Below are 12,173 nucleotides of genomic sequence, written 5' to 3' on the forward strand. Positions count from 1 at the left end.
ATATATAAATAAATTCAAAGATACTTGATTTATAATGTCGAATTAATATAAAAACATTCCCGATAAAAGGGTGATAAAACATCCGGCGTGTTTTTTTTGAAAAATTAAAATATTGTATTTCTCCGGTAATTGGAAAGAATACTGTTCAGCCCGTAATATTTTAGAAACACCCTTACAGGCGCGGGCGCATGTTTCCACTGAACATACCGCCACGAAACACTTTTGCAGCCGGGTCAGTAGTGAAAAGTACCATATCAGTGGTTTCCATCGCGGTGAGAGTGTGAACTTCGTTGTCTTCGATAAGGATGCTTTCACCCGTACTAAGGGCAGTTTCACCAATTCGGGCCGCGCCCTCAAATACATATAACAGGCGCACTACGCTATCGTTCGGAACCGCCGGTAGCGTCAGCTCACCACCGCCAGCAAGTCGTGTGTCCTGTATCCACGTCTGAGAACGAAAAGTTAACGGCGCATTTTCAGGGCCGGCAATCAGCCGCCAGTTATTGTCACTGTAAGGCGTGCCGAAATCATGAAACTGCACCTGAGGTGTCAGGTTGGTTTCTGAGGGGCGAATGAAAATCTGCAGACATTGCATTGATTCACCTTTTTCACCCAGAATGCGTTCCTCATGCTGGAAGGTATGTCCGGCGTTCATGAGCATCAGTCGGGTATCAGTAATCTCTTCCTCATTACCGACCGTGTCCAGATGCAGCATTCTGCCTTTACGCATGTAAGTGAGAATTTCATCATCCTTATGAGGATGCATTGGAATTACCGTTCCCGCTTTTACGTTCGCCTGGTCAATACGACCAATTGCACCTATACCGCTGTCGTATGAATTCTGCACCATACCCGGCCAGAGGATATCGATGCCGAAACCGCCAGAACCATGTTGATGTTTACTACTGTTTTCAATTTTAAGCATTGTCGTTACTCTCCTGTCCGGGAGGGCAGACTCACACGGAAGGCGTAAAATCGCTTCCGCACGAGCCTGCTGGCTCATTCATTACTGGAAGGACTCCATCAATACCTGGACCAGTTTCTCCCCCTGAGGTGTTGCCCAGCTTCCTGCCAACTCAGCAATCAGCTGGTTGGTTGTGGTGAGCGTAATGCCATTTTTGTCCATGCGGCGCAGCGCAATGTCATCAGCCATTTTGGTTGGCGAGGCACCGGCGTCAGCAACGACCTGCACGTCAAAGCCTGCTGCAACCAGTGTCAGTGCCGGGTATACCGTACAGACGTCATTGGTTACACCCGCAATAATCAGTTTCTTTCTGCCGGTGGCTTTAACCGCGGCGGCAAAGTTCTCATCGTCCATGGCGTTAACGATGCCCAGGCGCTTGATTCGTGCTTCAAACTCTTCCGGCAGAATGGTTTTCAGTTCTTCAACCAGCGGGCCCTGGGCATACTCTTCCATGCTTGAGGTCAGCACCACCGGCATATTCAGAATTGCAGCAGATTTGGCCAGCATCAGCGCATTACGTTTTAACTCTTCAAAAGGCATGGATTTTGCCCAGCCCATAGTGCCGACCTGATGGTCAATTAACAGCATGGCAGCGTTGTCAGCGGTGAATTTTTCAAAGCTCATGATATCTATCCTGTAAGTTATGGTTAAACACCTGATAAATAGAAACTTTTATCAGAATCAAGGCAGGGTTTTATTCATTTCTCCTGCGAATGATTAAAGTATAGCCTGTTACTTTTTGGTATAAATAGCTAATATCAGAATTGAATATTCCATCATTGGCACAATTAACATGGAACTACTTAACCATATGTCTTACTTTGTCGAGGTCGTCAAAGCACACAGTTTTCGTGGTGCTGCTGAGGCGCTCGGCATGCCTAATTCCACGCTGTCCCGTAAAATAAACGAGCTTGAAAAATTTATCGGCCTGAGGCTGTTACACAGGACGACACGTAAGATTGAACTGACCGAAGCCGGTCAGATTTATTACGAACGAAGCCGGCGTATCATTGATGAAGCGCGTCTGGCGCATGAACAGTTGGGTTCTCTCCTGGCTCAGCCACAGGGCATGCTGCGGGTCTCTTTACCGGCCGATTTTGCGGTGATTATTCTTGCTCCCTTTATTAAAGAATTTTCAGACTGTTATCCTGGTATCAGCTTCGATTTCGACTTAACGCCGAGAAACGTTGATTTGGTATCGGAGCCCTATGATCTGGCTGTTCGCATGGGGAGTCTGCCCGATTCCGGACTTATTGCGCGCAAGCTCGGGTCGCTTTCGCGCAGTCTTTACGCGTCCCCCGACTATTTAGTTCAGAATGGCAATCCGGGTAACCCAGATGAGCTGACGGATCATGAATGTATTGGTATGCGGCAGGATAAGCCCGGTTACTGGCACTTACATCGCGAAGAAAGCCGGATTAGCCTTAGAATTTCCGGACGCTTTCAGATGAACAGCATTGGTATGATGCGTCGTTTTGCCTCAATGGGAGCAGGCATCGCGATTTTACCTGACAAAATTGTCGGTGAAGACGTTGCGGACAATAAATTGACCCGGATATTGCCTGAATGGAAGGCGGACGCGGTCACGATTTATGCTCTGACTGAAACACGGCTGCTACCCGCGAAAACTCAGGTGTTTATTGAATTTATGCGTGAGAAACTGAGCGAGGAGGTGGGCTGACACGCCTTGTGTTGCTTCCTGTCATGCTCATCACTGTGACCGGGGGTTGATACTTCCCCCATCGGTCTGCTGGGGTATTTGCGGAGGGGCGGGTATTCATTCGTTTGTGCTGAGACAGACAAACGGCTCAAATCGATTGCAATCATCAGCATGTTTAATATTTTGTTTACTATTAATGCGATGTAGTTTCTTTGGCTCACATATCTTGATTTATTCCGGAGTTATCGGGGAAGATTTTGGTGTTTTACCCTAACGCTCAGCACGCAGTTGTTTGACCCATTTCGTCATCGTGGAAAGGCCAACTTTCATAGCCCTCAGCAGCGTCAAAGACGGTGTAATTTTGGTCGACAACCTACTGAGAGGATGCGCGTTTGAATTCAGGACTAAATTTCTTCTTTTCATTGGAGCACCTGTGTTGTTCTGGGGTGAGCATATCACCTCTGTTCAGGTGGCCAAATTCAGTAAACCACTACAATCCCTTTATCTGCTTCATCGCTGATGAACGACAGGGTGGCCCGCTATTTATATGAAGGAAATAAGATGTTTTTGCCAGATTCAGGTTTTACAAAAACCGCATATCAATCGTCTTCACAAGCATGAATCGACAACTGTTTGTTTCTCTGGACGGGCCTAAGGGAACCGGTAAAACCACTCTGCTGGAAGCCATTACGAAAGTACTCAGGGCAGACAACAAGAAGGTAATCCGACTTTGCGAGAAAAAAAGTGATCCCTTCAGGGGGGAAACAATGGCTATCGTTAACCGGCTCGCAAGAAATCCCTCCCTGGATTTAGAATTGGAGGTTTGTGCGCGCTTTGCGGATAGTCGTGCATGGATTTCCCGGAAAGTGCTGACTAAACAGCCACCGGACAGCATTATCTTGATGGATCGCTGGTACCCGTCGGATGCCGCGTTTCGCAGGATGGTGCCATTCGCAGAGATTTTGCAGCTTAATATTGAACGAAATGTGAGAACGCCAGACCTGCATGTCGGGGTTGTTACTGCGCCGGATATTTCATGGGCGAGAGCCGCGGCGCGGACCCGTGGGCTAAGTAGTACGGTGATTCATAATCTGGAAGAACATGTCGCTTGTACTCAAGCGTTCGAGCGGGAAATGGCTGGTCAGGGCTGGGTTTTATGCCGTAATGAAGGAACGATTGAAGACGCAACGAGGCAGGTGATCGTTGAGATTTACAACGCGCTTGGATGTTCTGCCGGCACCGGTTTGGCGTGCTGATCTTCCGGCGTATGCGCCAGTCATTACGGCAACCTGTTTCCACAAAACCAAAAAGCCCGCTTAAGTTTCCTTAAGCGGGCTTTTCTAAATATGGCTCCTCTGACTGGACTCGAACCAGTGACATACGGATTAACAGTCCGCCGTTCTACCGACTGAACTACAGAGGAATCGTGTGAACGGGGCGCATGTTATCCAGAGGGGCGCAGAGTGTCAACGCTAAAATTACGAAAACCTTCCGACTGCTCAGCAACTAATCAATGCGGCGATAAAACAGGACTTTTCCACTGAAAATCGCCGTGTATCACGCGTGTTAACAATCGCAGCGCTGGCCGCGAAGTTGCCTTGCCAGCGGGTCCTGCTGATAAAAACGGGCAAAATGACCGTATACCAGCGGAAAACGTTCTGAAAGCAGTTCTGGCGCACTAAAAAAGTATTCCGATAATACCGCAAAGCATTCTGCCGGATCGGTCGCGGCGTAGGCATCCATGCTGGCGGCTTCTTCGCCGACGGTGTCGATCTCATCTTGCAGATTTTGCATGGCGGCCTGCAAATCATGTTCCCACGCGACCACTTCCCGCAGCGGGATTGGCGGGATCCCGCTGACTTCGCCGCCGTTGCGCATATCGAGCTTATGCGCCGCTTCGTGGATCACCAGATTGAAACCGGAGTTGTCGAACGAATCTTCGATGTCCTGCCAGTTCAGCACAATCGGACCCTGATCCCAGCTTTGTCCGGCGTGGATTTGCGAACCGGCGTGAACCAGCCCGTTTTCATCCTGCCACGGGGAATCGACGACGAAAGGGGAAGGGTAAAGCAGAATCTCATGAAAACCATCGAGCCACGATGCGCCCAGTTCCATCACCGGAAGGGCAAACAGCAAGGCGATGCGCGCCTGCATCTGTTCTGTCAGTTCGACGCCCTGCAACGGAACCAGCCGCTTTTGCGTCAGCAGCTGACTGGCGACCTGAATTAGCCGCTGTTTCTCCTCCTCGTTTAGGGAAGATAATAGCGGGATATTCAGAGCGTCATTCCACGCGTCCGATTTTTCAATTTTCAGGTCATTCGCTTTCCACGGCCACTTAATCATCATCTTGCTCGCAAAGTGATCATTCGAATTTTCAGCAGAGTTTACTGACTGACTACGTCAATACATGTAACTTCAACAAGTTAGCCGCTCTGCCGGGCTGAGTCTGTGTGGATGTTACACATCGGCGGATTTTTAGCAAAAAGCGCACGCATCTTATAAGACGTAGCTCACGTTATTATTCTAGTCGCAGAATATAAGGCTGTTATCGTTACAGCCATTTTTCCATAAATTCTGTTGCCGGCACCGGCTTTCCGAAAAAATAACCCTGAAAATAGTCGAGATGGAAGGGCGTCAGATAGTCGATCTGCTCCTGAGTCTCGATGCCTTCCGCCACAATAATCAACTGCAAACGCTTCGCCAGATCAATTACGTTATCCACGATATGCCCGGCCAGCGCGTCCGTACCGATGCGGCCAATAAAGCTCTGGTCGATTTTGAGGATATCGATGTGGAATTTTTGCAGGTACGTCAGGCTGGAGTGGCCGGTACCAAAATCGTCCATGGCAATCAGCACGCCCATTCTGCGCAGCGCACTGAACAGACTGTGGGTGATTTCACTCGATTCAATCAGCTCGCGTTCGGTCAGCTCCAGCACCAGGCGGATCGGTTTATCTTTGAACGCATGCAGGAACGCTTTGCAGTCTTCGATCAGCGTCAGGTCTTTGAAATGTCCGGCGCAGATGTTGAAACCGAAATGGAAATCATCCGGCAGTTGCGCGGCAATCGGCCCAAACTGATCGCGCACCTGCGCCATCATCAGGCGGGTCATCGGCACAATCAGCCCGCTCTCTTCGGCTAATGGAATGAAATGATACGGCGGGATCAGGCCCGATTGCGGATGCTGCCAGCGCATCAGCACTTCGCCGCCGGTAAGCCGGTGATTTGTGCCGTCCACCACCGGTTGCAGGAACGGAACAAATTGCTTTTTCGCCAGCGCATCTTTCAGCGTGGAGATCGGGCTACCCACGCGGCCAAGCAACATGTAGGTCATCAACGCGATGAAAATGCTGACCAACGGGAACAACACCAGGCTGACAGCCGCGTAATCAAACACATATCGCCACTGGTCACTGTTACGGATCACCAGCCGCATGTTGTAGGGATAACGCACCGACGCCAGCGCCATTTTTGTTCCATCCGGCCAGCCCTCACCCTGATGAATTTTGCCCTTGCTGTCCATCCACTGATCGCCGACCTGCAGAATCAGGTAAGCGTGCGTGCTGAGCAATTCAAGGATGTTATGCAGGAAATAGCCATCCACGCCAATCAGTATGCCGTTGCCCTTAATATCGCGACGATAAGCAATCAGCGGATGGCCCGGTGTGACAGGATTACCGCTCATGAGGAGTAAGGTTTCGCCTGCGTATTTGTTGGTGGAAACGTAGTCGATCTTTTTACCAAACAGCGAGGTGCAATAAATGGTATCGCCGCGATAAAGGTTGACGGTTCTGACGTTCGGCACGCGTGCGACTTCCCAGCGTAAGGCCTGAATGACGTCCTGATCGCAGTCATGACCGACCAGATGCTGGACGGAATCGGCAGCGGTCGAGGCGTTGTTGAGCGTCATATCCACAAGGCGGACAGATTGCGCCAGACTGGCGGCGGTATCGCGGCGTAATCCCTGTGAGGTTTGCCAGGAAATGGCCAGTACACCCAGTGCAGCCACAATGAAAAATGCCAGAACGGAAAGGCAAATCCGGATATACGGTCGGTTTAACCAGTTTAAGGCCAAAGGGAGTTCCACCAGTGAGCGCCACAGAGAGAAGTTTCGTTAGGTTAATAATAACCTATAAAGACTCAATCCTCTGTGACACCACACTTTTAAGATATTTGCCGCCCTGATAATTAACCTGCATTTGATGTAAATCATGAACGCTTTACTGTTTCCAAATATTAGTGTCTTTCCGAATTGCCAAGAGTATTATCCCGCCGATCACCTTACATTAAGCTATTTAGTGTGGTTAAAGGTGAATTTATCAGATTATTCTAACGGGTATCTTGTCATGTTCAGGAAATTATCTGCCGAGTTTATCGGCACATTTGTTTTGGTATTTGGTGGGTGTGGTAGTGCGATTTTCGCGGCGGGCTTTCCCGGCCTGGGGATTGGCTTTTCAGGCGTGGCGCTGGCATTCGGTCTGACCGTTCTGACCATGGCTTTCGCCGTCGGCCATATTTCCGGCGGTCATTTTAACCCGGCGGTTACGCTCGGATTATTCGCGGGCGGACGCGTTCCTGGCCGCGACGTGATGCCTTACATCATCGCGCAGGTGATTGGCGGGATTGCAGCAGCGGCGGTGTTATACGTTATCGCCAGCGGCCATGCTGGTTTTGACGCAATGACCAGCGGCTTTGCTTCCAACGGCTACGGCGAACACTCACCGGACGGCTACAGTCTCGCGGCGGCGATGGTGGCGGAAGGCGTTCTGACGGCTATCTTTCTGATCGTTATCCACGGCGCAACCGACAAACGCGCACCGGCGGGCTTTGCTCCGGTCGCGATTGGTCTTGCGCTGACGCTCATTCACCTGATCAGCATTCCGGTGACCAATACCTCTGTTAACCCGGCGCGCAGTACCGCAGTGGCGATTTTCCAGGGAACCTGGGCGTTGGATCAGCTGTGGATGTTCTGGCTGATGCCCATTGTGGGCGGTGTGACCGGCGGCCTGATTTACCGCTGTATTCTGGCCTCTAAAGACTAAAACCAGTTCGTGCTGTTTCGGTTTTATCGGGTTTTACTGGCGGCTTAAAGTTTGTAGCATAAGGCTTTAAGCCGCCTGTCCGATAAACGACAATAGGACTGAACGATGTTTTCGCGTTTGAAATTGCTCTTTTGCACTGCTGCTTTATCCCTTTGTGTCACCGCGCCCGCTTTTGCGGCCGATGCGCCTTCCTACGGTCCGCAATTACAGGGTTTTGATTACCCTTATCCGATCAAACAATATTCCTTTACCTCGCAGGGTGCGCCGCTGCAAATGGGCTATCTCGACGTCGCGCCGACCGGGCATAAAAATGGCCAGACGGTGGTGCTGATGCATGGCAAGAATTTCTGCGCCGCGACCTGGGGCGATACCATCCGCGCGCTGGCGGTGAAAGGTTACCGCGTGATTGCGCCCGATCAGATTGGGTTCTGTTCCTCCACCAAGCCGGGGCATTATCAGTACAGTTTCCAGCAGCTGGCGAACAATACGCATGACCTGCTGAAAAGCCTCAATATTAAGAAAGCGGTAATTGTCGGGCATTCCACCGGCGGGATGCTGGCGACCCGATACAGCCTGATGTTTGCGCCGGAAGTGTCAAAACTGGTGCTGGTTAACCCGATCGGTCTGGAAGACTGGAAAGCCAAAGGCGTGCCTTACCGCACGGTCGATCAGTGGTATGACCGCGAGCTGAAAACCTCGGCGGACAGCATTAAACAGTACGAGCTGAAAACCTATTATGTGAATAAGTGGAAACCGGAATATGACCGCTGGGTTGATATGCTGGCAGGGTTGAATAACGGGCCGGGGCATAAACTGGTAGCGTGGAACTCGGCGCTGATTTACGACATGATTTTCACGCAGCCGGTGTTTTACGAATTTAAAAATATCCGCGTTCCGACAACCTTAATGATCGGGACGTCCGATACCACGGCGATTGGCAGTGATATCGCGCCGCCTGCGGTAAAAGCGAAAATCGGCAATTACAAAGTGCTGGGTAAACAGGCTGCGAAGCTGATCCCACACGCGAAGCTGATTGAGTTTGCCGGATTAGGGCACGCGCCGCAGATGGAAGAACCGGAGAAATTCAACGCCGCGTTGCTGAAAACGCTGGCGCGCTGATTTAAAGAAACTCAGCAGAAAGAAAAGCCGCAGCACATCACGCGCTGCGGCTTTTTTATTGTGTTAATGACATGAATTAACGCAGGTTATCAGGGAAGTTGGCCGGTAGTTCACTGGCGGCACAGTTGATGACGGTATCGTTATCCGCGCCGCAGTCACGTACAAAAGTGATGGTGGCGAATTCGTCGATCACTTCGGTCGGGTACGCCGGGCCAGCATCGCGGTAAGAATTCATCAGCGGAATATGGTCGTTCTGGAAGCAGACGGTTTTTTCCGGATTGTTCATGATCCAGCGCGGGAAGAAGATGGTGCCGTGGAACACGTTGTCGGCCAGATTCACAATCAGGCTGACGTCGGTGCCGGTCGGTTCAGTCCATGAAATTTTGTAGACGTCGGACGCCACGCGGACGATATAAGCGCGCTGGTCTTTCACCCAACGGTTGCCGACCAGGCCGCTGTGAATACGGTAATCCAGCGTTTCGGCGTTTTTCACATAAATTTCGTAGTTCCAGCCGTTGTCGTAAGTGTAAACAACGTGTTTGCCCACAAAACCGCTCAGGTCATGTTTATCGAAGCTGCTCATCGTAATTCTCCTTAACTCAGTGTTGGGATGAAACGTTTCGTTTCGTTGAGAAGAAGATTACACTTCATAAATCAGATATAAAAACGCTGATTTTCGATGTAAATCATCTGAAAATCAGAACGGTTATGTGCTGAAAAACGCATTCGGCAAGGAAAACTTTATGGCACTTCCGCGTACAACGCTGGAACAATGGGTGGTTTTACAAACGGTTATCGAGCAGGGCAGTTATGCTCAGGCGGCGCAGGTGCTTAACCGCAGCCAGTCATCGGTCAGTTACGCACTGAGTGGTTTGCAGGAACGCCTCGGGCTGTCGTTGCTGGAAATCCACGGACGTAAGGCAGTGCTGACCGAACAGGGGCGCGCGTTGCTGGTTCAGGCCAGCCCGCTGATCACCGCGTTTTTGCAACTGGAGCATCGCGCCGCCGGTTTGAAAGGCGGCGTACGCACGGAACTCAGTCTGGTGGTGGACAGCGTGTTTCCGAAAAATCGCCTGTTTCGTGCGCTGAAAGCGTTCCAGCAGCTTTTTCCCGATACGCGCGTCCATCTGACGGAGATCCTGCGCGGTGAAAACATCGAACAGCTTAACGAGCGGTCGGCGGATTTGTACATCACCACGCTGGCGCCGGAGAATGCAATCCACGGGCGCTTTTTGCTGGATGTCGATTTCGTGCCGGTGGCGAAAAGCGATCATGCGTTGCTACAACTTCCCGTTCCTCTGACGGCGCAGGATCTGGCGCGCTTCCCGCTGATCAGCGTCGCGGACCGGCCTATGCCGCGCACCGATAATCACGCTTCCGGGACGATTGCTAACTGGACATTTACCACCGTTGGCGCAGCGATGGAGGCGATTGCGGTGGGAGTAGGATACGGCTGGCTGCCGCTGGAAAGTGTGCAAAGTGCGCTGGATAGCGGGCAACTGAGTCGTCTGGCGTTATCGGCCAGAACGGTGCGGCAAACGGCGCTGTATATGATGCTGGATAATGAGTCGGAGCGGTTTGATCAGACCGTCAGCGCGCTGGCAAAAAGCATTGTGGCGGAATGTGGTTTGCTGCCCTGAAGCAGGCAGCAAACCCTCAGGTTAAAACGAAAGTCAGGCGTGCGGGGTTTTGCAGGCTGCAAGAATATCCAGCTGCGGGTCACGTTCCGTAGTCTGCACATTCATGACACTGAGCACGGTGTGGAACAGGTTATCCTGCGACACATCGTCTTTCGCCGCATTGGCCTTCAGGCATTGCAGATCGATGCCCTGCGCTTTGGTGTAGCCGTCAGACAGCCAGAAAAGCATCGGAACATGCGTCTGCTGGGCAGGTGCCACGCTGTATGGCGTACCATGCAGATACAGGCCGTTTTCACCCAGCGATTCACCGTGATCGGAAAGATAAATCACCGCCACGTTGTATTTATCCTGATACTGCTTCGCCTTTTCAATCACCTGAGATACCAGATAATCGGTATACAGCAGGGTGTTATCGTAGGTATTCACCAGCTGTTCCTGCGAACAGTTTTCGATATCGCTGCGCTCGCAATCGGGCATGAATTTGCGGAATTCCGGCGGATAGCGTTTGTAATACGTCGGGCCGTGGCTGCCAATCAGGTGCAGCGCAATCAGCGTATTTTTACCGTCCGGACGGATGTCGTCGTCGATATTCTGCATCAGCGCCATGTCGTAACAGGTATCGCCATCGCAATATTTGCCGTCTTTTTTCGTGTCGATAATGACGTTCGGCACGCGGTCACACACGCCTTTACAGCCTTCGTCGTTGTCTTTCCAGAAAACAGAAACCCCGGATTTATGCAGAATATCCAGCAATCCTTCGCTGTTACGCGCACGGTTGGCGTCGTAGTGGGTGCGTTTCATATTCGAGAACATGCACGGAACGGAAATCGCCGTCGCCGTCCCGCAGGACGTCATTTTGTTGAAATACACCACATCAGGGATTGCCTGCGTGTACTGATTGGTCGGTTTGGCGTAACCGTTCGACGACTGATTTTGCGCACGCGCGGTTTCACCCACGACCAGGAAGACCAGATTGGGTTTCTGCCCCGGCTGCTGCACCAGTTTGGCGTCGTTACCCAGCGTCTGGAACGGCACTTTTGGCGTGAAATAACGGTGATTCATGTACTGGAAGGCGCTGTACAGGTAATTCGTCGGCACGATTTCCAGATTCAGCGTGCGGTTGTTACGGCCCACGGAAGCGTAATCTTTGTAGAACACACCGGCTATGGACGCGACCACCAGCAGGGAAATCACCATCGACACCAGACGTACACCCAGACGGCGGAGCAGGGTTTTTTCATAGGTGACGGGGGTTAAAAACAGCAGGATCGCGGGCAGGATGCCGGTGAAGACAAACCACAGCAACACTTTCAAATTCAGGTAAGACGCCGCTTCGGCAGACTGGGTGTCCAGAATGTTTTCGATCATGCCGCGGTCAAACACCACCTGATAGGTCATCATCGCGAAACTGGCCAGCGCACTGACCGGCAGCACAATGATAAAGAAAGGCTTAAGCAGCGGGCGGAAAGTGAATGGCGTGAACACAAAGTTCAGCGCGGCAAAAAGCACCACCGGAATGGTCAGCGCGAACAAAAGATTGCAGGCAGGCAACGCATGAAGAATGCGGTAAAAGTGCAATAAAATCGGCAAATTAACGACAAAAGTAAAATACAGTGTCAACAGTAAAGTCAGCTTGAAATAGCTGATCTTCGGCAATATATAGCGCAATGAAAACTCCCAACATGCTGAGGTCGCGGGCGTTAATGTGATGGAAACATAACGTGCAGAAATGATTTTGCGCGAATCAT

Annotated in this window: 11 protein-coding genes, 1 tRNA gene and 2 pseudogenes; 6 read left to right on the forward strand and 8 right to left on the reverse strand. The window is 51.2% G+C overall.

Annotated elements, in window-relative coordinates:
* Positions 1-172: 172 nt before the first annotated feature.
* Together J1782_RS24175 and J1782_RS24180 are read right to left on the reverse strand one after the other, a co-directional pair.
* Positions 173-925: a pirin family protein gene (locus J1782_RS24175; protein WP_217154053.1), complete on the reverse strand. Its 753-nt coding sequence runs from the start codon at positions 923-925 to the stop codon at positions 173-175.
* 81 nt (positions 926-1,006) lie between these two features.
* A complete protein-coding gene (locus J1782_RS24180; protein WP_152326018.1) occupies positions 1,007-1,588 on the reverse strand; it encodes an isochorismatase family protein in 582 nt (193 codons plus the stop codon).
* A gap of 187 nt (positions 1,589-1,775) precedes the next feature.
* Here J1782_RS24180 and J1782_RS24185 point away from each other — a divergent pair, with 187 nt between their 5' ends.
* A complete protein-coding gene (locus J1782_RS24185) occupies positions 1,776-2,645 on the forward strand; it encodes a LysR family transcriptional regulator (protein ID WP_217154054.1) in 870 nt (289 codons plus the stop codon).
* Positions 2,646-2,684: 39 nt separating this feature from the next.
* Positions 2,685-2,804: pseudogene (locus J1782_RS26600) on the forward strand (alpha/beta hydrolase); the annotation flags it as partial.
* 54 nt (positions 2,805-2,858) lie between these two features.
* On the opposite strand, the pseudogene J1782_RS24190 reads toward J1782_RS26600, so the two are convergent.
* Positions 2,859-3,078 (reverse strand): annotated as a pseudogene (locus J1782_RS24190) (transposase); the annotation flags it as partial.
* 163 nt (positions 3,079-3,241) lie between these two features.
* Here J1782_RS24190 and J1782_RS24195 point away from each other — a divergent pair.
* Positions 3,242-3,880, forward strand: coding sequence for a dTMP kinase (locus J1782_RS24195; RefSeq protein WP_152326020.1), 639 nt, complete (start codon positions 3,242-3,244; stop codon positions 3,878-3,880).
* Between the two features lie 91 nt (positions 3,881-3,971).
* Here the strand turns inward: J1782_RS24195 and J1782_RS24200 are convergent.
* The 3 genes from J1782_RS24200 to J1782_RS24210 all read right to left on the reverse strand — a co-directional run bounded on the left by J1782_RS24200 (position 3,972) and on the right by J1782_RS24210 (position 6,711).
* Positions 3,972-4,047 (reverse strand) — tRNA-Asn (locus J1782_RS24200).
* Positions 4,048-4,190: 143 nt separating this feature from the next.
* Positions 4,191-4,967: a DgsA anti-repressor MtfA gene (mtfA, locus tag J1782_RS24205; protein ID WP_152326358.1), complete on the reverse strand. Its 777-nt coding sequence runs from the start codon at positions 4,965-4,967 to the stop codon at positions 4,191-4,193.
* 208 nt (positions 4,968-5,175) lie between these two features.
* The gene (locus J1782_RS24210; RefSeq protein WP_259228668.1) at positions 5,176-6,711 is read right to left on the reverse strand and encodes an EAL domain-containing protein; all 1,536 of its coding nucleotides are present in this window, start codon (positions 6,709-6,711) and stop codon (positions 5,176-5,178) included.
* A gap of 259 nt (positions 6,712-6,970) precedes the next feature.
* On the opposite strand from J1782_RS24210, the gene aqpZ reads away from it, so the two are divergent.
* Together aqpZ and J1782_RS24220 are read left to right on the forward strand one after the other, a co-directional pair.
* On the forward strand, positions 6,971-7,666 hold the full coding sequence (gene aqpZ / locus J1782_RS24215) for an aquaporin Z (protein WP_217154055.1): 696 nt from the start codon (positions 6,971-6,973) through the stop codon (positions 7,664-7,666).
* 105 nt (positions 7,667-7,771) lie between these two features.
* On the forward strand, positions 7,772-8,785 hold the full coding sequence (locus J1782_RS24220) for an alpha/beta fold hydrolase (protein ID WP_152326022.1): 1,014 nt from the start codon (positions 7,772-7,774) through the stop codon (positions 8,783-8,785).
* A gap of 76 nt (positions 8,786-8,861) precedes the next feature.
* Here the strand turns inward: J1782_RS24220 and J1782_RS24225 are convergent, their stop codons facing one another.
* Positions 8,862-9,368, reverse strand: coding sequence for a phenolic acid decarboxylase (locus tag J1782_RS24225; protein WP_217154056.1), 507 nt, complete (start codon positions 9,366-9,368; stop codon positions 8,862-8,864).
* 160 nt (positions 9,369-9,528) lie between these two features.
* On the opposite strand from J1782_RS24225, the gene J1782_RS24230 reads away from it, so the two are divergent.
* Positions 9,529-10,425: a LysR family transcriptional regulator gene (locus tag J1782_RS24230; RefSeq protein WP_217154057.1), complete on the forward strand. Its 897-nt coding sequence runs from the start codon at positions 9,529-9,531 to the stop codon at positions 10,423-10,425.
* Positions 10,426-10,458: 33 nt separating this feature from the next.
* Here J1782_RS24230 and J1782_RS24235 read toward each other — a convergent pair whose 3' ends face one another.
* Positions 10,459-12,093, reverse strand: a complete 1,635-nt coding sequence (locus tag J1782_RS24235) for a phosphoethanolamine transferase (protein ID WP_217154058.1) — start codon at positions 12,091-12,093, stop codon at positions 10,459-10,461.
* Positions 12,094-12,173: the final 80 nt, after the last annotated feature.

The organism is Rahnella sp. BCC 1045 (assembly GCF_019049615.1).
GTDB classification, from domain to species: Bacteria; Pseudomonadota; Gammaproteobacteria; order Enterobacterales; family Enterobacteriaceae; genus Rahnella; species Rahnella contaminans.

Coding starts and splice junctions, on each gene's coding strand:
- J1782_RS24175 (WP_217154053.1), bottom strand. CDS start 925: ATGCTTAAAATTGAAAACAGTAGTAAACATCAACATGGTTCTGGCGGT.
- J1782_RS24180 (WP_152326018.1), bottom strand. CDS start 1,588: ATGAGCTTTGAAAAATTCACCGCTGACAACGCTGCCATGCTGTTAATT.
- J1782_RS24185 (WP_217154054.1), top strand. CDS start 1,776: ATGTCTTACTTTGTCGAGGTCGTCAAAGCACACAGTTTTCGTGGTGCT.
- J1782_RS24195 (WP_152326020.1), top strand. CDS start 3,242: ATGAATCGACAACTGTTTGTTTCTCTGGACGGGCCTAAGGGAACCGGT.
- mtfA (WP_152326358.1), bottom strand. CDS start 4,967: ATGATTAAGTGGCCGTGGAAAGCGAATGACCTGAAAATTGAAAAATCG.
- aqpZ (WP_217154055.1), top strand. CDS start 6,971: ATGTTCAGGAAATTATCTGCCGAGTTTATCGGCACATTTGTTTTGGTA.
- J1782_RS24220 (WP_152326022.1), top strand. CDS start 7,772: ATGTTTTCGCGTTTGAAATTGCTCTTTTGCACTGCTGCTTTATCCCTT.
- J1782_RS24225 (WP_217154056.1), bottom strand. CDS start 9,368: ATGAGCAGCTTCGATAAACATGACCTGAGCGGTTTTGTGGGCAAACAC.
- J1782_RS24230 (WP_217154057.1), top strand. CDS start 9,529: ATGGCACTTCCGCGTACAACGCTGGAACAATGGGTGGTTTTACAAACG.